At 64.1% G+C, this 19,047-nt stretch carries 18 protein-coding genes; 15 read left to right on the top strand and 3 right to left on the bottom strand.

Annotation, left to right across the window (positions count from 1 at the left end):
* The first annotated feature begins 311 nt into the window (after positions 1 to 311).
* Together PE058_RS08870 and PE058_RS08865 are read left to right on the top strand one after the other, a co-directional pair.
* A complete protein-coding gene (locus PE058_RS08870) occupies positions 312 to 932 on the top strand; it encodes a Crp/Fnr family transcriptional regulator (RefSeq protein ID WP_020086787.1) in 621 nt (206 codons plus the stop codon).
* 247 nt (positions 933 to 1,179) lie between these two features.
* The gene (locus tag PE058_RS08865; protein ID WP_026868153.1) at positions 1,180 to 1,944 is read left to right on the top strand and encodes a ferredoxin--NADP reductase; all 765 of its coding nucleotides are present in this window, start codon (positions 1,180 to 1,182) and stop codon (positions 1,942 to 1,944) included.
* Positions 1,945 to 1,978: 34 nt separating this feature from the next.
* On the opposite strand, the gene PE058_RS08860 is transcribed toward PE058_RS08865, so the two are convergent.
* On the bottom strand, positions 1,979 to 3,292 hold the full coding sequence (locus PE058_RS08860; protein ID WP_271030373.1) for an MgtC/SapB family protein: 1,314 nt from the start codon (positions 3,290 to 3,292) through the stop codon (positions 1,979 to 1,981).
* 121 nt (positions 3,293 to 3,413) lie between these two features.
* On the opposite strand from PE058_RS08860, the gene PE058_RS08855 reads away from it, so the two are divergent.
* The 9 genes from PE058_RS08855 (at position 3,414) to PE058_RS08815 (ending at position 11,029) form a co-directional block, all read left to right on the top strand.
* Positions 3,414 to 3,743 (top strand): hypothetical protein, encoded by a 330-nt coding sequence (locus tag PE058_RS08855; RefSeq protein ID WP_020086790.1) that lies wholly within the window; start codon positions 3,414 to 3,416, stop codon positions 3,741 to 3,743.
* Between the two features lie 123 nt (positions 3,744 to 3,866).
* Positions 3,867 to 4,226 (top strand): ArsR/SmtB family transcription factor, encoded by a 360-nt coding sequence (locus PE058_RS08850; RefSeq protein ID WP_271030372.1) that lies wholly within the window; start codon positions 3,867 to 3,869, stop codon positions 4,224 to 4,226.
* Positions 4,204 to 5,331, top strand: coding sequence for an SRPBCC domain-containing protein (locus PE058_RS08845; RefSeq protein ID WP_198011208.1), 1,128 nt, complete (start codon positions 4,204 to 4,206; stop codon positions 5,329 to 5,331). The genes PE058_RS08850 and PE058_RS08845 overlap by 23 nt, the downstream gene beginning before the upstream one ends.
* 362 nt (positions 5,332 to 5,693) lie before the next feature.
* Positions 5,694 to 5,912, top strand: coding sequence for a periplasmic nitrate reductase, NapE protein (locus tag PE058_RS08840; protein ID WP_020086793.1), 219 nt, complete (start codon positions 5,694 to 5,696; stop codon positions 5,910 to 5,912).
* A gap of 9 nt (positions 5,913 to 5,921) precedes the next feature.
* The gene (locus PE058_RS08835) at positions 5,922 to 6,245 is read left to right on the top strand and encodes a chaperone NapD (protein WP_020086794.1); all 324 of its coding nucleotides are present in this window, start codon (positions 5,922 to 5,924) and stop codon (positions 6,243 to 6,245) included.
* 41 nt (positions 6,246 to 6,286) lie between these two features.
* Positions 6,287 to 8,806, top strand: coding sequence for a periplasmic nitrate reductase subunit alpha (gene napA / locus PE058_RS08830; RefSeq protein ID WP_271030371.1), 2,520 nt, complete (start codon positions 6,287 to 6,289; stop codon positions 8,804 to 8,806).
* Positions 8,803 to 9,309, top strand: a complete 507-nt coding sequence (locus tag PE058_RS08825; protein ID WP_020086796.1) for a nitrate reductase cytochrome c-type subunit — start codon at positions 8,803 to 8,805, stop codon at positions 9,307 to 9,309. The genes napA and PE058_RS08825 overlap by 4 nt, the downstream gene beginning before the upstream one ends.
* Positions 9,306 to 9,980: a NapC/NirT family cytochrome c gene (locus tag PE058_RS08820; RefSeq protein ID WP_020086797.1), complete on the top strand. Its 675-nt coding sequence runs from the start codon at positions 9,306 to 9,308 to the stop codon at positions 9,978 to 9,980. Before PE058_RS08825 ends, PE058_RS08820 begins: the two co-directional genes overlap by 4 nt.
* Positions 9,981 to 10,087: 107 nt before the next feature.
* Entirely contained in the window at positions 10,088 to 11,029 is a 942-nt protein-coding gene (locus tag PE058_RS08815; protein WP_026868155.1) for a glutaminase, read from the top strand.
* Positions 11,030 to 11,081: 52 nt separating this feature from the next.
* Here the strand turns inward: PE058_RS08815 and PE058_RS08810 are convergent, their stop codons facing one another.
* The gene (locus tag PE058_RS08810; RefSeq protein WP_271030370.1) at positions 11,082 to 11,279 is read right to left on the bottom strand and encodes a DUF2735 domain-containing protein; all 198 of its coding nucleotides are present in this window, start codon (positions 11,277 to 11,279) and stop codon (positions 11,082 to 11,084) included.
* 471 nt (positions 11,280 to 11,750) lie between these two features.
* On the opposite strand from PE058_RS08810, the gene PE058_RS08805 reads away from it, so the two are divergent.
* A complete protein-coding gene (locus PE058_RS08805) occupies positions 11,751 to 12,788 on the top strand; it encodes a glutamine synthetase beta-grasp domain-containing protein (RefSeq protein WP_020086800.1) in 1,038 nt (345 codons plus the stop codon).
* Between the two features lie 133 nt (positions 12,789 to 12,921).
* Here the strand turns inward: PE058_RS08805 and PE058_RS08800 are convergent, their stop codons facing one another.
* On the bottom strand, positions 12,922 to 14,328 hold the full coding sequence (locus tag PE058_RS08800; protein WP_271030606.1) for an ammonium transporter: 1,407 nt from the start codon (positions 14,326 to 14,328) through the stop codon (positions 12,922 to 12,924).
* Positions 14,329 to 14,731: 403 nt separating this feature from the next.
* Here PE058_RS08800 and PE058_RS08795 point away from each other — a divergent pair, with 403 nt between their 5' ends.
* The 3 genes from PE058_RS08795 to PE058_RS08785 all read left to right on the top strand — a co-directional run bounded on the left by PE058_RS08795 (position 14,732) and on the right by PE058_RS08785 (position 18,964).
* The gene (locus tag PE058_RS08795; RefSeq protein ID WP_271030369.1) at positions 14,732 to 15,379 is read left to right on the top strand and encodes a hypothetical protein; all 648 of its coding nucleotides are present in this window, start codon (positions 14,732 to 14,734) and stop codon (positions 15,377 to 15,379) included.
* 106 nt (positions 15,380 to 15,485) lie between these two features.
* Positions 15,486 to 17,684 (top strand): dynamin family protein, encoded by a 2,199-nt coding sequence (locus PE058_RS08790; protein ID WP_271030368.1) that lies wholly within the window; start codon positions 15,486 to 15,488, stop codon positions 17,682 to 17,684.
* Positions 17,681 to 18,964 (top strand): hypothetical protein, encoded by a 1,284-nt coding sequence (locus PE058_RS08785; RefSeq protein ID WP_271030367.1) that lies wholly within the window; start codon positions 17,681 to 17,683, stop codon positions 18,962 to 18,964. The genes PE058_RS08790 and PE058_RS08785 overlap by 4 nt, the downstream gene beginning before the upstream one ends.
* Positions 18,965 to 19,047 lie beyond the last annotated feature (83 nt).

Genomic DNA, 19,047 nt, shown 5'->3' with positions numbered 1-19,047 from the left:
GCCCCTCTTCCCGCAATCGCGCTTTCTATGGTTAAATCAGCGCACGGAAGGGTATGAAACGGCTCGTTTTCGGACGTGTCTTCTGATCAAAAACGTCGCACGCGCCAGGAGCGATGTTTCCCAGGGAACTGACGGACTTGCACGGAGATTTAACGTGAGGTCGCTAGCCTTACTGATTGGTAGGGAAGCCAAATATGACTTGATTGTGACGGATGACAGACCTACATCCACCGTGCGTACGGGAGTAAAGTGTTATGGAGAGCGTTTGCCGGTCTGGAAATATTGAGCTGCCCTGTGAGGGAATTGGGAAATTGAATCCCGCCTCGCTGGCATCCGGATCCGTGCTTCAGAACGTCGAAACCAGCGAAATTCTTTTTCAGGCTGGCGAAGAGCGTGCGCTCTACCGCGTCGAGCGCGGGGCCATCTGCCACTACATGCTTTGGGCAGACGGACGTCACGACGTCATCGAATTCGCATTCCCCGGCGACATCATCGGTCTCGGCCATTTGCGCCATCACGTGAGCACGGCTCAGGCCATGGTCGACACGGTGGTAAGCCTCGTTTCCGAAGAGGAATTCGCGTCCGCGCTTGAAACCGACGACCGCCTGTCGTTCCGGCTGGCTGCAGCCGTCGAGCGTGAGTTCGATCATCTTCGCGATCGCGCGTTGTCTGCCGAGGAGCAGCCCGCCGCGGCCCGCGTCGCCAACTTCCTTCTCGCCATTTCGAGCCTCAACGGTCCGGAAGGGCGTGATCGCACGCTGATTTCCGACGACATCACCGCCGGTTTCGTGGCTGAAAAGCTGGACTTGAGCATCGAGAAGCTCGGGGCTGCGCTTTTGAGCCTCAAGAAGCAGGGGGCGGTCAAGGAAACGCCCGCAGGCTTGCGCATCCTCAACACCGAGACGCTGCAGAAGCTTGCCGACGCCGCCTGATATAATATGCAAAAACGGCCGCTACCTCTCGCGCGCGGCCGATAACCGCACAATCCGCCGGTTTTGATCCGGATCAAGCGGGTTGCTGGATTCCGCGACATCAAACTATTGTACGCGTCCTTCGCAGCCTGGCGGCTCGGAGGACGACCGAGCTTTACGGACTGACGAGGGAGCTTCCATCATGCTGGACGATCCGGAAGGCGCATCCGTGCGTGAGAAGCCCGTGCCCGCCCGGACTGCGGGCAATATGCTGTCTGAGGAAGTGCTCGACGTAACGCACTACACGGACAATCTTTTCAGCTTCCGCACCACCCGCACCTCGTCGTTCCGCTTCCAGAGCGGCCAGTTCACGATGATCGGCCTCATGAACGAAGGCCGCCCGCTGCTCCGCGCCTACAGCGTCGCGAGCGCCTACTACGACGACTGGCTCGAGTTCTTCAGCATCAAGGTGCCGGACGGCCCCCTCACCTCGCGCCTCCAGCACATCAAGCCGGGAGATCAGATCCTGATCGGCCCCAAGCCCACAGGCACGCTTCTGCTCGGCAACCTTCGCCCCGGCACGCGTCTGCTCCTGCTAGGCACCGGCACCGGCTTCGCCCCGTTCGCGAGCGTGCTCCGCGATCCGGAGACCTACGAGCGCTTCGACACCGTGATCGTGGCCGAAGGCTGCCGCACGGTGGGCGAGCTGGCTTTTGCTGCATCTGTCGTCGAAGGCGTGAAAAACCACGAGCTGCTGGGTGAGCTGGCCGCCGACAAACTCTACTACTACGACACCGTCACCCAGGAACCCTACCATCGCCAGGGCCGCATTCCGGATCTCATCACCTCGGGCAAACTCTTCGACGATCTCGGCCTCACGGCCCTCGACCTCGCAACGGACCGCGTGATGATCTGCGGCAACCCCGCCATGCTGGCCGACCTTACCCAGCTTTTCGCGAGCCGCGGCTTCGAGGAAGGCAACAGCGGCGAGCCGGGCGACTTTGTGATCGAGAAGGCGTTCGTGCAGCGCTGAGGCGGACAGCTCTCGCGCACGAGCTATCCGGGCATCACACCCCAGCCGACGCCGCCGGCGAGAGCAGAAGGCCCAGCGCGCCCGCGAGGATCGCGAGCCCGCTCGCGATAGCAAGCCGCCATCCAACCTCAGATCCCCCTGCGATCCAGCCCATCACCGTTTTGGATACCGTGTTGACGGCCACCACGATGGCGATCGCACGCGCGGCCACCTCGAGTCCGAGAGACCCTGCGCCGCCGAGCTGAGCCATCGACAGCGTGATGGCATCCACGTCCGCAATCCCCGAGATCGCCGCAAGGGCATAAACGCCGATGTCTCCCGCGTACACCGTGACGGCCTTGGCGAGCACGGAAATCACGGTGAGGAGCGCGCCGAACTGCAGCACGGTCGCAAGCTCGAACGGATTTCTGAGCACGATCTGGCCGTCGTCGTCGCCTTCAGGGCCGCCGCTCTTGAGCAGGAACAGCGCGACGAGCGCAAGCGCAAGCCCCGCCGCACCGACCGGCCCCGCAAGCTGAGACAGAAGCGCCGCGTTGATGACGCCGACCACTACGAGAATACGCGCCATCATGGTCGCCGACGCCACCAGCGCGCTCGCGACCAGCCTGTTGCGTTCCTCGGGATGCTCCCGCGCCATCCGCGCCATGTTGAGCGTCACCGCCGTCGACGAGACGAGACCGCCGCCGACGCCAGTGAGCAGCACGCCCCGGCGAGCACCGACGATCTTGATGGCCGCATAGCCAGCAAACGACAGCACGGCGATCATGATCGTCATGAGCCACAGCGAGAACGGATTGAGCGCGCCCCACGGATCGATGGGACGGTTGGGAAGCAGCGGAAGCATCACGAACGTCATTGCGAGCAGCATGAGCCCCGACCGCAGCTCCGCCCAGGACAGCCGCTGGACCCACGCGTGCAGCACGCCCTTGAGCGCGAGCAGCGCCGCCACCACGACCCCGCCTGCCGCGGCCACCTGAACGTCACCGACCACCGCGAAAGCCCCGAGTGCGAACGCGAGCATCGCCGCGACCACTGTCGTCGCGCCGAACGTCCCGTCGTGTCCCGTCTCCCGGTAGCGATAGAAGGCGATAACCCCCGTGAACGTGGCGAAGGCCACAGCGAGCGCGACGAGACCGATGTCCCCGCCCCCGCGCGCGATCGCGCCCCACACGCCGCCGAGCACGCCGGCAAGCGCATGCGTCCGGAAGCCGGCGGCACGCTCGCCCTCGGCTTCGAGACGCGCGTGCCAGCCCCTTTCGAGCCCGATCACGAGACCGATGGCGAGGGAGACCGAAAGGCGTTGAAACAGGTCGAGCGTGTCCATGACGGGAGAGTAATGAGGGTGCATTGCCAGTCAATTGCGCCGCCTCAAGTGCCTTTCCCTAAGGGGGGAGGGCAGGCCTATCCATCGCCCCTCGTCAGTCTGCTGTCAGCTTCCCCCCGATATGAAGATGCCTACGATCCAGTAAATGGCCCTGACCCGTTCGCGTGACATGAACCCTGATCGACCCGGCGCCTATCTCTGCTTCGACCCGCGTGATCCCGCCCAGCACGTCCACGATCGTGCGACCTGGAAGCTCTCCGACAACGCGATCCTGATCTCCGCGACCATGCTGTTCGCAGCACACGAAGGTAAATGCCCGATCAGTTGGGAGAAAGTTGCTGCCCTCGCCGACCTTTGTGAGGATCCGGAGTTCCTGCCGCAGCCGGACATGCCTCCCCGCAGACTAGCCACGCGGGATGAGACCGACGCCATGCTGCGCTCGGTGCTCCTCAAGGCCGAGCCCCAAGGCGGTTGAGCACGCTCCAAAACCAACTCTGCGAAAAACACTGCTCACTTGCCGCCCCGCCATGGACACGCCCCGCTCGTCCGGGCAGAGATCGGTTTGACAACCCGATCCGTTCATGGAACTCTCAATCGAATGGTTGAAGATCGCAACGAGCACCTGGACAATCTCTTTCACGCCCTCGCGAACGGCACCCGTCGCGAGATTGTGAGCCTTCTTGCCGCGCGCCCCCACAACGTCGGCGAACTGGCCCCCCGGTTCGACATGTCGCTCGCCGCGGTTTCCAAGCATGTCAAATCGCTCGAGCGCGCCGGCCTCATCAACCGGGAGGTGAGCGGCCGCAATCACATCTGCAGCCTCAAGCCCGAGGCTCTAGGCGAAGCCTTTCAGTGGTTGAGTGCCTACGAGCATTTCTGGCAGGATCGCCTCGACGCCCTCGAACGCGTTCTCGCACAAGCGAACGGGAAGACCCGTGGCCGCTCGAAACAAAAATAAGAACGTTTCCGTCGTCCTGGTGCGAAAGCTGAGCTCGCCCGCGCGCTCGGTCTTTGCCGCCTGGACAGAGCCGGGCCTTCTCGCGAAATGGCTGGCGCCGGGCGCCCACGTCGTCACCTCGGTGATGGTCGACCTCAGAAAAGGCGGGCGATACCGCCTCGAAGGCGTAGGCGGAGACGGCAAGCCCTATTCCTTCTCCGGAACCTATCTTGAGCTTGCCGAGGATCGCCGCGTCGCCATGTCGTGGAGCTATGACGGCCCCATTACGTCCCTCAAGGGCGGCGCTTCGGTCGTCATCGCCGATATCCGCTCCCTCGAGCCGGACGTGACGGAGCTGACCCTCACCCACGAGAAGCTCTCCGAGCGCGACGCAGCCGAGGTCTACCGTGTGAGCTGGACCGAGTGCATGGAAAAGCTCGCAGACGTTACCTGTCTCTGCACGAAAGACAGGGACCCGAGCGGCGAACGGGACGCGTCCGACTTCTTCTCCGACAGCCAGCGGGATTTCCAGGATCGCTTCGATACGCGTCGCTTGGCCGACCGGCTGGAAGCCGTTCTCGTCCACGACCACTTGAGCGCGGTCGATGCGTCTTTCATCACCCGCCAGAACATGTTCTTCCTCGCCACGACCGACGCCTACGGCCAGCCGAACTGCTCCTACAAAGGCGGAGCCCGCGGATTCGTGACCATCGTCGACGACAAGACGCTGGCCTTCCCGGATTACGACGGCAACGGTATGCATCTCTCCGTCGGCAACATTGATGAAACCAACAAGGTGGGGCTGCTCTTCATCGATTTCGAGCGCCAGTCACGCTTGCGCATCCTCGGCAAGGCGCAGGTGTCCGAACGCGACCCGCTGATGGAGCGCTATCCCGGCGCGAAGCTCATTGTCCGCGTCGTAATCGACTCCCTCTTCTCGAACTGCCCGCGCTACATCCACAAGATGCAGCTCGTCGAGGAATCGTACTTCGTGCCGAAAGAGGACGGCGAGGAGCGCATCCCCTCGTGGAAACGCCTCGGCGCCGTGGCCGACGTGCTCCCCGAGGAAGACAAGCACGCCGCCGGAACCGACACCGACCTCGACAAGACCCTCAACAAACACTGACGTATCAGCAGCCGGCTTCCCGCGCGACAGCGCCCGGCTATCATGGCGGGCTCTGAGATGCCGTCTGGTGCGAGAATGCCGGACGCGCACGCCACATGCTGCGCCGAACCGTCAGCTCACCAAACTATCCGTACACGTTGACGGTGCCAAATCTTCTGTGGATTTCTAAAAATTGGCTCCAATTGACGGAGAACAACTCCAGCTCGCGCGACACGGCTTAGGGAGAGAGCAGGGAAATTTAAATGACGATCTGAACTTCGCATTTGCGAAGGGACCTAGCCGACAGTTTTTCATTTTTTCGATCACCGATGCGTCTTACACAGATGCTATGAGTATTGTCGCAACCGGCCGAGACCACGACCATGGACAAACTCGCACGCCGACGCCGGCTTGAGCTCCACGTTCTCGTGGCCCTCACCCTTGTGCTCGCCCCCGCGCTCGCCATCGCGACAGTGGGAAGCTACGGCCTCTCGGTCTGGCTCTATCAGATGGTGGCAGGCCCCCCGAAAGCCCCACGCGCCACGCCCGTCTCGCCGACGGAGCCCATCGTCAACCCGACATCTCACATCGAAAAACCGTAAGGAGCGCCCATGGATGCCTCACGCCGCGCTTTCATTCACGGACAGTGGAACGCCAGCTATCCGGAAGCGGCCTCCGAGCGCCCTCCGGAAACGGAGATCATGAGCCTGATCGTTCAGGCCAGACCCGAGCATCTGCCCGATCTGATCAGAGCCATTTCCGCTCTCGAAGGCGTGGAGGTCCACGGCCACGACCCGGCCGGAAAGATCGTCGTCGTGGTGGAAGCCGAGACCCAGCGCCTCGCCGGCGATCGCATGATCGAAATCGACAGGCTCCCGAACGTCGTTTCCGTAGCGATGGTGTTCCAGGCCACGCACTCCGATGCGTTGGCCTGAACGCAACATAAGCCCGACCCAGACGACCTGAAGGTGTGATCATGACCGAGGCGACACTCGACCGGCGGACCATTCTGAAGCTTCAGGCAGCGGCCACCGCCGCCGCAGCAGCGGGGCTTCAGCTCCCAGCAAGCGCCACCAACCTTCCGACCGGGGTCGACGCCACCCAGCTCACCTGGAGCAAGGCGCCCTGCCGTTTCTGCGGCACGGGCTGTGGCGTGATGGTCGCCACGAAATCCGGGCGCGTCGTCGCCACCCATGGCGATGCCAAGGCCGAGGTGAACCGCGGCCTCAATTGCGTGAAGGGCTATTTCCTCTCCAAGATCATGTACGGCGAGGATCGCCTCACGCAGCCGCTGTTGAGAAAGAAGAACGGAAAGTTCGACAAGAACGGCGACTTCACGCCCGTCTCGTGGGACGAGGCTTTCGACATCATGGAGGAGAAGTTCAAGGCCGCCCTCCAGAAGCACGGGCCGTCCGGCGTCGGCATCTTCGGGTCCGGCCAATGGACCATCTGGGAAGGCTACGCGGCCTCCAAGCTCTTCAAGGGCGGTTTCCGTTCGAACAACATCGACCCCAATGCGCGCCATTGCATGGCTTCTGCGGCCGCGGGCTTCATGCGCACCTTCGGCATCGACGAGCCGATGGGATGCTACGACGACATCGAGGCCACCGACGCATTCGTCCTGTGGGGCTCGAACATGGCCGAGATGCACCCGATCCTCTGGACCCGGGTGGCAGACCGCCGTCTCTCGGCACCTCACGTCAAGGTCGCTGTGCTCTCCACCTTCGAGCATCGCTCGTTCGACTTGGCCGATCTTCCCATCGTCTTCAAGCCCCAGTCGGACTTGGCGCTCCTCAACGCGATCGCAAACCACATCATCCAGACCGGGCGCGTGAACAAGGATTTCGTCGACAGGCACACGCTGTTCAAGCGCGGACAGGCCGATATCGGCTATGGCCTGCGCCCGGAACATCCCTTGCAGCAACGCGCCAGCGGCAAGGACAAGCCGAACGATGCGACCGACATGTCCTTCGACGACTTCGCACAGTTCGTCTCCGAGTACACCTTCGAGAAGGCGGCCGAAATCTCGGGTGTCGAAGCGCGCCACATCGAGCAGCTTGCCGAGCTCTACGCCGACCCCAAGACCAAGGTCGTGAGCTTCTGGACCATGGGCTTCAACCAGCACACGCGCGGCGTGTGGGCCAATAACCTCGTCTACAACATCCATCTCCTGACCGGAAAGATCTCCGAGCCCGGCAACAGCCCGTTCTCGCTCACCGGCCAGCCCTCCGCATGCGGAACGGCTCGCGAGGTCGGCACCTTCTCCCACCGCCTGCCCGCGGACATGGTCGTGACCAACAAGGAGCATCGCGCCAAGACGGAGAAGATCTGGAACCTTCCCGAAGGCACCATCCCCGACAAGCCGGGCTATCACGCCGTTCTGCAGAACCGGATGCTCAAGGACGGCAAGCTCAACGCCTATTGGGTGCAGGTGAACAACAACATGCAGGCGGCCGCGAACTGCAACGAGGAGACGCTGCCCGGCTATCGCAACCCCGACAACTTCGTCGTCGTATCGGACGTCTATCCCACCGTGACGGCGCTCGCCGCCGATCTCATCCTGCCGACGGCCATGTGGGTCGAGAAAGAAGGCGCTTACGGCAACGCCGAGCGGCGCACGCACTTCTGGCACCAGCTCGTGAAGCCGCCCGGCGAAGCCCGCTCCGACGTCTGGCAGCTCGTGGAGTTCTCCAAACGCTTCAAGATCGAGGACGTGTGGCCCGCGGACCTCATCGAGAAGAAGCCCGACACCGCCGGCAAGACGCTGTACGAGGTTCTCTTCCGCAACGGCAAGGTCGACAAGTTCGCGCCTACCGAGGTCGAGGCCGGCTACGACAACGACGAGGCCGCCCACTTCGGCTTCTATCTGCAGAAGGGCCTGTTCGAGGAGTATGCCGAGTTCGGCCGCGGCCATGGCCATGACCTCGCGCCCTTCGACACCTATCATCAGGTTCGCGGCCTGCGCTGGCCGGTGGTCGACGGCAAGGAAACGCGCTGGCGCTTCCGCGAGGGCCTCGACCCCTACGCGAAGCCCGGCACCGGCGTCGACTTCTACGGACACGCCGATGGCAAGGCGTGGATCTACGCCCTGCCTTACGAGCCCGCCGCGGAAAGCCCGGATACGGATTTCCCGTTCTGGCTCACCACCGGCCGCGTGCTCGAGCACTGGCATTCCGGCTCAATGACGCGCCGCGTGCCCGAGTTGTATCGCGCCGTTCCCGAAGCCCTCTGCTACATGAACCCTGACGACGCGGCGGAGATGAACCTGCGGCGCGGCCAGGAGATCCGCGTCACCTCGCGCCGCGGCTACATACGCGCGCGCATCGAGGTCTCAGGCCGCAACAAGCCGCCGCGCGGCGTGATCTTCGTGCCGTGGTTCGACGAGAGCAAGCTCATCAACAAGGTGACGCTCGACGCGACCGATCCCATCTCGCTGCAGACGGACTACAAGAAGTGCGCCGTCCGCATCGAAAGATCCGAGGAGGGCAGCATATGACATCGCGCGCCAAGCTCGGTCTCGGCGGATGCGCTGCCGCGCTCGCTCTCCTCATCGTCGCGCTCGCGATCCCACAGTCGCCTTCGCTGTCGGAAAGCCCGGAGCCCCTGCACTCGAACCTGCGCGGCCCGGTTCCCTTGAACGAGGAAGGCCCCGCGCATCGCATGACGCCCGAGGTCAACACCGCCGATCGTGAGATCAGGAACTACCCCGAGCAGCCGCCGCTCGTTCCCCATCGCGTGGACGGCTATCAGCTCGACCGCAACGTCAACAAGTGCCTCTCATGCCATGCGCGCTCGCGCACCGGCGAGAGCCAGGCGCCGATGCTGTCCATCACCCACTTCATGGACCGTGACGGCCAGTTCCTGGCGACCGTATCGCCGCGCCGCTACTTCTGCACGCAGTGCCACGTGCCGCAGCACGCCGTCAAAGCTCCCGTAGGGAACACCTTCGTCGACGTGGATACGGTCCTGCGTAACGCGACGGGGAAGGCGCCGGAATGATGAACTCTGGCACACGCTTCTCCCCTGCGGCCATCAAGGGCCGGATCGCGCGAGCACGCGTTCGCCTCGCGGCATTCCCCTGGCGCGAGCGTGCGCTCGAATATTGGAACGTGCTGACCACGCCCAGCACGGCTTACAGCCTGGGCTTCCTCATCATCGCGGGATTCCTCGCAGGCATTCTGTTCTGGGGCGGATTCAACACCGCGCTCGAAGCCACCAACACCGAGAAGTTCTGCACGAGCTGCCACGAGATGCGCGACAACGTGTTCGCGGAGCTGAAATCGACCATCCACTATTCAAACCGCTCCGGCGTGCGCGCCACCTGCCCCGATTGCCACGTCCCCCACAACTGGACCGACAAGATCGCCCGCAAGATGCAGGCCTCCAAGGAAGTGTGGGGCAAGATCTTCGGCACCATCGACACCCGCGAGAAGTTTCTCGACAAACGCCTGGAGCTCGCCGCGCACGAATGGTTGCGGCTCAAATCGAACGACTCGCTCGAATGCCGCAATTGCCATTCCGCCCAATCCATGGACGTGGCGCGGCAAAGCCCGCGTGCCGCCTCCGCCCACGAACGCTACCTGTTCACCGGCCAGAAGACGTGCATCGACTGCCATAAGGGCATCGCCCACAAGCTCCCGGACATGGCGTCCGTGCCCGGCTGGCAATGAAGGCGCGTCCGCCCAGACGCACGGCACCTTGATCGCTTTTTGAGCAACCGCGCGAGATCGCGAATACGAGCCATTGAGTGGCGCCGCAAGGCCGCTATTTTGCGGCCATGAGCACCACCATCTCCCAAATTGAAAGCGTCGTGCGAGAGATCTCGGACGAGATGCGGCAGCGAACCGATCGGGGCGAGGTCGCGACCTACATCCCCGAGCTCGCTCGCGTCGACGCCAACGCCTTCGGCCTCGTGGTCATCGATGCCGATGGAAACACCGCGGCCGGCGGCGACGCCGACACGCCCTTTTCCATCCAGAGCATCTCGAAGGTGTTCACGCTGACGCTCGCCCTCGGAAAGGTTGGCGATCGGCTTTGGCGGCGCGTCGGCCGCGAGCCATCCGGCAGCCCGTTCAACTCAATCGTCCAGCTCGAGCGCGAGTGCGGCATCCCGCGCAATCCGTTCATCAACGCAGGGGCGATCGCCGTCACCGACCTCATTCTCTCAGGCCACCAGCCGCGCGAGGCACTGGGCGAGATCCTGCGCTTCATGCGCTACCTCGCCGACGATCCCTCGATAGCGATCGACGACAAAGTTGCGGCCTCCGAGCAGCGAACCGGATTCCGTAACAGCGCACTCGCAAACTACATGAAATCCTTCGGCGTGCTGGACAACCCGGTTGACTACACGCTCGGCGTCTACTTCCACCACTGCGCCATCGCCATGTCGTGCAGGCAGCTTGCCATGGCAGGCCGCTTTCTCGCCCATTCCGGACGCAACCCCTCGACTGGCCTCACCGTCGTCCATCCCGAGCGTGCACGCCGCATCAACGCGATCATGCTTACGTGCGGCCACTATGACGGTTCTGGCGAGTTCGCGTACCGGGTGGGTCTGCCCGGAAAGAGCGGCGTGGGAGGCGGCATCATGGCCATCGCGCCGGGCAAGGCCTCCATCGCGGTCTGGGCGCCTGGCCTCGATGCGGCCGGAAACTCTCACCTCGGCCGCATCGCGCTCGAAGCGCTCACGAGAAGGCTAGGCTGGTCGATCTTCGGCGCTTGAGCCGGTCGTACTTCTCTTGGCCGCGCGACAGTTCTCACGCGCGGCGAAAGGCTCACCGCTTGTGGCTGTCCTCGGCCTCGATGGCAGCATCGTGATACCAGCCGCTTCCGAAAACGACCTTGGGCAGCCGCTGAGCAGCCAGCTCCTCGACGTTCTTCACGGACTTGAATGGCGCGCTCGCGGCGGCGCGACGGCCGCCAGCCGGGAACATGAAAATCTCCGCGCTCTCCCGATGAGTCTTCGCAGTCATCGTTCGTCTCTCCATTCGTGTTTCGCCAAAGTGCGCAAAACACCGCGTCAATAAGACGTATTTTGCCTGATGTTCGCACAGAATGCTCGTTAAATATCGGGAATTGCTCATATTATAGGCATGAATGTTTTTGCTTGTTTGGCTAGCATTTTGGTGACGGCGAGGCGGCTTTAGCGCGCGTTTTTCGCCCACTCACGAGGCACACGACGGACTTGCTACCGAACCAGGCACCTTTCTTCCGAACGTTGGGGGACGAATGCTGAGCGGCGTGACATCCGCGCAAAGAGTTGGAGCGCTCACGCGCACCGGCGTCTCGGCATTTCCCACAGACATCACGCCAACGCACGGCGCGATCCGAACGTTCCGCCGGTCACGGCACCCTGGCACCGCACACTGAGCGCATCGCATCACAATGAACAGCGAGCGCGTCACGACCTCTCACGCGTCAAGGCATCAAACTAGGAGCTCACCATGACGAAGTACAAGCTCGAGTACATCTGGCTCGACGGCTATACACCGGTCCCCAATCTGCGCGGCAAGACGCAGATCAAGGAATACAGCGCCTTCCCGAGCCTTGCCGAGCTTCCGCTTTGGGGCTTCGACGGAAGCTCCACGCTCCAGGCCGAGGGTCACAGCTCCGATTGCGTGCTGAAGCCGGTCGCAGTCTATCCCGATCCCGCTCGCGTCAACGGCGCGCTCGTGATGTGCGAAGTCATGATGCCCGACGGCAAGACCCCCCATCCCTCCAACAAGCGCGCGACCATTCTCGACGACGACGGTGCCTGGTTCGGCTTCGAGCAGGAGTACTTCTTCTACAAGGACGGCCGCCCGCTCGGCTTCCCGGAGCACGGCTATCCCGCCCCGCAGGGCCCCTACTACACCGGCATCGGCTACAAGAACGTCGGCGACATCGCGCGCCAGATCGTCGAGGAGCATCTCGATCTCTGCCTCGCGGCCGGCATCAACCACGAGGGCATCAACGCCGAGGTGGCGAAGGGCCAGTGGGAATTCCAGATCTTCGGCAAGGGCTCGCGCAAGGCCGCTGACGAGATGTGGCTCGCCCGCTACCTGCTGCTCCGCCTCACGGAGAAATACGGCATCGACATCGAGTTCCACTGCAAGCCGCTCGGCGACACCGACTGGAACGGCTCGGGCATGCATTGCAACTTCTCGACCGCCTACATGCGCGAGGTCGGCGGCAAGGAGTACTTCGAGGCCCTCATGAAGGAGTTCGAGAAGAACCTCGACGATCACATCTCGGTCTACGGCCCCGACAACCACATGCGCCTCACCGGCAAGCACGAGACCGCTCCGTGGAACAAGTTCAGCTACGGCGTGGCTGACCGCGGCGCCTCCATCCGCGTGCCGCACAGCTTCGTCAATAACGGCTACAAGGGTTACCTCGAGGATCGCCGTCCGAACTCCCAGGGCGACCCCTACCAGATCGCTTCGCAGGTTCTGAAGACGATCTCGGGCGTGCCGGCCGGCGCCGTCGCCAAGGCGGCCTAACTACGCCACATCGCTTCATCGCGGCGCTGATCCGATCGTCGGCGCCGCGATAGCCCGCCCGAAGGCGACACTCCCCGAGTTATCGGCCTTCGGGCGGGATACCCCCAGGCAACAGCCTGCACTCCCCGCCCTCTCAGAAATTGTATCCCCGCTCCCCGTGCTCCGAGAGATCGAGCCCGGCACGCTCTTTCTCGCGCGGCGGCCTGAGGCCGATGACGAGATCGACGATCTTGTAGAGCGCCATCGAGACCAGCCCGGACCAGAGCAGAGTGAGCGCCACGGCCTTGAGCTGCGCCTTCATCTGGCTCGCCATGTCGTAGACGACCGTGATCTGCCCCGGCTTCGCGATGTAGTCGGCAATGCCGGTTCCGCCGAGCTGCGGATCGACCAGCAGTCCCGTTCCGATCGCGCCGACAATGCCGCCGACGCAATGCACGCCGAACACATCCAGACTGTCGTCGTAGCCGAGCGCGCTCTTGAGCGACGTGCAGGCCAGGAAGCCGCAAACGCCGCTTACGAGGCCAAGCACGATACTGCCCATCGGCCCCGCGAAGCCCGAGGCGGGCGTGACCGCCACCAGACCGACCACCATGCCTGAGACGAGGCCCAGCGTCGTCGGCTTCCCCTTGACCGCCCACTCCACGAAGATCCAGGCGAGGGCCGCTGCCGCCGTCGCCCCGAACGTATTGCCCATCGCCAGCGCCGCCGTGCCGTTCGCTTCGAGGTTCGAGCCGCAATTGAAGCCGAACCAGCCGACCCACAGCAGCGCCGCCCCCACCATGCTGAGCGTGAGCGAATGCGGCGGCATCGGCTCGCGCCCATAGCCGGAGCGCGGTCCCAGCATCCACGCGCCGACGAGGCCCGCGATGCCCGCGTTGATGTGCACCACTGTTCCGCCGGCGAAATCGATGGCGCCCCATTGCGCGGCAAGCCCCGCGCTCGACAATAGGCCCTGAAGGTGCGCTTCCGCTGCCGTGCGCGTCTCGCCACTGGCGACCGAAACGGCGCGGGCTGCATCGATCAGCGCATCCGGGCCAGCCCAATACCAGACCATGTGGGCGATCGGGCAGTAGACGATCGTGACCCAGAGCACCATGAACACCAGCAACGCCGCGAACCGCATGCGCTCCGCAAAGGCGCCCACGATCAAGGCAGGCGTGATCGCCGCAAACGTCATCTGAAACCAGACATAGGCGTATTCCGGAACGTAGACGCCCGGAGAGAACGTCGACACGACAGAGTCCGGCGTGATGCCGGCAAGAAATGCCTTGGAGAGCCCGCCGACGAATGGCGCAGTGTGGCTATCCGCCGTGAATGCCAGACTGTAGCCGTAGAGCATCCACACGAGACACACGAGCGCGACCGTCGCAAACACGTGCATCAGCGTGGCAAGCACGTTCTTGGTTCTGACAAGACCGCAGTAGAAGAGCGCGAGCCCCGGCACCGTCATGAGAAGAACGAGCACCGTCGAGACCATCAGAAATGCCGTATCGCCCTTATCGGGTGCGGCGATGGCCGCCGGACACGACAGGGCCGTCATGAGAAACGCGAGCCCGATGGGCCGTAGCGGACTTCTCGATTGAACGCGCATCTCGCAATCCCCCTCGCGCACATCTGAGCCACGTCGCGCCGGATGGCATCTCGCCACCTTCGGCATGACGTGAAATCTCACACAGCAATCCATGTGCCGAACGAGGCGCGCGCATCTTCCCTCTGCGCGAACAGCGCTTACGCGCGCGAACGCAAGCTCGCTTGCACATCGCCCGGCGCATCGCTGCCAGCCGAATGAGCGATCTGCTCAAATGTCTGTCACGCAACGCTCTTGTCGCGATCGAAGCGCTGAACTACGACATAATAAGACGGCTGCTGCGTGCGGCGCGGCCAAACCTCTGCGGGGATCTACGACGCAATAGCGAGTGGGCGCATGGGTAGGATAGACGCTGATGGCACGCCACGATGAACCCAAGCTGGACGAGCTCAAGAAACTGCTTCGCCGCCTCGACGGGCTCGACGGCGACAAGAGCCTGGGCAAGACCCCGCAGGAGACCGAGCAGCGCGGCTACATCGGCGCATTGCGCGGCGCGCCTGCCCCCGGCTCGGAGGAAGGCCGAAGTCCCGCTGCCGCCTCAGCGAAGAAATCCGGCACGAACGTCTACGTCGCCGCCGTCATGGCGGCAGCTGTCTCCGCCCTCACCGTCTTCCTCCTCATGTCGTGGCAAGGAAGATTGGGCGGCATGGGAAATCTGAAGACGAGTCCCGGAACGTTCGAGCTGAACCAGCCCGCCGCAGGCGCACGCAGCATCGATCCGCAACAGATAGATACGGCGAGCGGACTTGTTCGCCGCGCGGATGCGTTGCTCGCAAGCGGCGAGATCGAAGCGGCCCGCGCATTGCTGCAGCGAGCGGCCGAGCTTGGTTCCGGTCCGGCTGCACTCAAACTCGGCTTCAGCTACGATCCCTCTCAAAAAACACCGGTAAGTTTCGCCGATAGCCGGACAAATCCGGCACTCGCAAAAGCCTGGTACGAGCGCGCACTCGCCCTCGGAACACAGGAAGCGGCCAGCTATTTGCCGAGCGCGAGCGGCAAATAGCCCTATCCCGCGTCCGCAACAAGCTGACGCGGCGTCCCAAAGGGTCATACTCTCGACCTTCCGGCATGATCGCTTGAGCGTTGGAGTTTTTGGAGGCGTAGGGCGCTTGAACGCGAGCATGTCGGGTGAGGAGACCCGCTCGGGACTCATCGGCAGCAGGCTGGAAGGCCTGCGCGCGCAGCTTCTCGGCTGCGGCGATGTGCTGTCCAATCTCGTCGAGCCCGCCGAGCGTCCGCTTGTCACCGATGCGCTGCGCAAGCTGAAGCAGCTCACCTGCCGCGTCGCAATCGTCGGCCAGATCAAGTCAGGCAAGAGTTCCTTCATCAACGCCTTCGTGCAGGACCCTGGCTTCCTGCCGACCAGCGTCACGCCCTGGACGACGGCCGTCACGAATTTGCACTTCCGCCAAACGCCGCCGGGCGCACACGCGGCGATCTTCACATTCCTCCAGCAGAATGAATGGAGCAGCCTCGCCGAAAGCGGCGGACGCGTGCGGGAGTTGACGGAACGCCTCGTACCCGGCTTCGAGCCCCAGCTTCTCCAGCGCCAGGCGGATCAACTGAGAGAGCGCGCCCAGCAACGCCTCGGCGTCGAGTTCGAGCTTCTGCTCGGCCAGGCACACGCCTTCGAGAGCTTCGATGCCAGCATCCTGCTGCAATATCTCTGCTCCGGAGATTTCGCCGGCCATGCGGGAGCTGCCGCTATCGGCAAGTACTCCGATCTCACCAAGAGCGCCGACCTCTATTGCGATCACGGGCCCTTCGCGTTCCCGGTCACCGTCATCGACACGCCGGGCACCAACGATCCGTTCCTCATTCGCGACGAGATAACGCGGCGCAGCCTGGGCTCGGCCGATGTGCACCTCGTGGTGCTCACTGCCCGCCAGCCGCTTTCCGATACGGACGTCAGCCTGCTTCGCATCATGCGCGGCCTCAACAACGACCGCATCGTCGTCCTCATCAACCGCATCGACGATCTCGCCGACGTCGAGACGGAGCTGCCGAAGGTCATCGCCTACGTGCGCCAGAGGCTGGACGCCGAGTTTCCCGGAACCGGCATCCCCGTCGTCCATGGCAGCGCCTGGTGGGGCAATCAGGCCATCGCATTCGAGGCCGAGGCCGTCGCCCGCATCCTGGCGCGACGCTCGGCGAGCCACCTTTTGCGCGCCGGTCTCCTCCACCCGAGCGAGCTGACACCAGCCGCCCTCTCGAACCCCGATTGCCGCGAACGCATCCGCCACTCTCTTTGGGCGATGTCCGGCCTCCCGTCGGTTTACAAAGCGATCGACATGGCGATGGGCGCTGCCCGCCCCGCATTCGCGCTGCGCCAGATCACCCACGCCTTCGCGGAAATGGCCCGCGTGTGCGAAGGAAGCGCGAGAAGCGAGCTCGAGGCCCTGTCCGACGCAGCCAAGAGATCCAGCGATCTCCCGCAGGACGCCGAAGAGCGATTTGCCCGCATTTCAGCCGAAAGCGAGCAGCTTGCCCGCGTCACCGCCAACATCGACGCCTCTGCGACAGGCATCGAGACGCAGCTTGCCCGCATCATTCACGAGGAGCGGGAGGCATTGCGCCGTCACCTCATGGCGACGATCGATCTCCACGCCGCCCGCGAGCGCGACGTCCTCATAGACACCCTCTCGCGCGGGCGCGCACCACAGGTCTGGACGCATGAAGGCGTGGAGCTGAGGCGCGCACTGGCAGGCGCCTTCCATGAAGGGTTCCGCAACGCCGCCGAGCGCCTCACGTCGTTCCACGCCCGCGTTGCACCCGAGTTGCACAAACTCACAGCGTCCCTGATGCCGGACTCCGCCCTCTCCGATCCCCATGGGCCCACGCTCTCCATCGCGGAGCCCACCATCGCGCCCTTGAGCCGCCTTGTCGCCCTTGATCTCGACACGTCCCGCTGGCGCCTGTTCTGGAGCCGGCAGCCGTCGCCGGAGGCGTCCGGCGCCAGGATCGAGGCCCTCATCCGCGCCGAGTTCTCGCCTGTCGCCGACGAATTGGTGCAACTTGCGGAAAACGCCTTTCACGAGTTCAGCGCCACCACCATCACATGGTCGTTCGGCGCATGCCGCAACATCCAGCACGCCCTCCGCCGCCGCCTGGAATTTCTACGGGCCGAGTACGAGGAGACCCGGCGCGCCGCGGTCTCGCCCGAGAGCGCCCAGCGCGCAACCGAAACAGCCGAGCGGCTTCGCGCTCAGGACCAGCGCGTGAAGGACAATCAAACCCTCACCCGCCATCTCGAGCACCTCATCCAGTACATGGACAAAGTCCTGCATGAAGAGGCTCCGCGCCCATGAGTAGAGCATCCGAGCAGTTCCTCGCGGAGATCCGCGACGCCCGCGAACGCCTGATCGAGACCCGCCTCACCGATACGGCGCTGACCTATTGCATCGCCGGTCTCTCGCGCATCGAGGAGGCGCTTCGCCGGCCGGTGCGCGTGGTCATTCTCGGCGAGTACAATTCCGGCAAGACCTCCGTCGCCGACCTTTTGATCGGCGCGGGCCTGCTGCCCACCAGCGTCGTGGCGAACACGCAGGTGCCCGTGCTCATGACTTACGCCGAAACCGCGTCCATGTTCGGCGTCACGGAAGCAGGCACCCGCATCCGCGTCGATGGCGACGAGAACGACCCGCTGACCGACATCGCCTTCCGCGCTATTCAGGTGGCGTTGCCTCTGGAGCACCTGCGCAGGCTCCAGATCCTCGATACCCCCTCCGCCGCCAGTCCGGCCGCGTTCATCGAGGATGCCGACATCGTCATCTGGTGCACCGTCGCGACACGCGCCTGGACCGAAAGCGAGCGCGCGCTCTGGGCCTCGCTCCCTCCGCGCTGCTGCCGCAACGCGCTCCTGGTCGCAACGCATAAGGACAGCCTCCACCTCGCGGAGGAAGTGACGAGCGTAACCGAACGCCTGCGCGCCATGACCACCGGCCTCTTCCGCGATATCGTGCTGGTCGCGGCAGAAGGCGGACGCGACGACGGCGCAGCCGGACACGCGGGCGCAACGGACACCGGCGCGGCAACCCTTCGCAACGCCGTCGCATCGCTTGCAGGCGAGATCGCCGACCGGCGAACCCACAAAGCGGAGAAGATCGTCCGCAGGCTCGGCCGCCTCACCTTCCACCATCTCTCGAGCGCGCGCCTGCGCCCTGAAATCGCGACCTTGCTGACAGACTGGGAAAGCCGCTCCGGCCTCATCGTGGAGCAGCTCACCGCCGGAACCAGAACCGTCCCCTCGGCAATCGAAGAGCTTCTGCAGGCCTACGCCGGGTTCGCCGAGCTGCTGAGCCCCGGCGTCATTCTCGGCGACAGCATTCCCATCACCACGGCCCGCGCATTGACCGCGCCGCTCCATTGGCCCGCGAACGGCGCGGCGGCGCAACGCCTCGTCAAGACGCTCGTCTCGGACCTGACCGCGCTCCTGCGCATGCTGGCCGCGAGGTCCACGGCTGCGAGCCCCCGCCATGGCGACTACCAGACCGCCCGCGGCATTCTTCTTGCGCTCGCGGACCTTGATGGCTCCTTCGCCGCCCTCGAGCGAATGCTGGGCTCCTCGACGCCCGATGCCCCCGCCTGACGGCGCGGGGCAACCCGGCTGATCGACACCATTCCTCTTCGCTGCGTCTCATTGTAGGTTCTGGCGGCGTACTGCCCCAACCA

The sequence above is a fragment of the Hyphomicrobium sp. DMF-1 genome (genome assembly GCF_027886585.1).
GTDB lineage: Bacteria > Pseudomonadota > Alphaproteobacteria > Rhizobiales > Hyphomicrobiaceae > Hyphomicrobium_C > Hyphomicrobium_C zavarzinii.
This window is presented reverse-complemented; position numbering and strand designations above follow the sequence as displayed.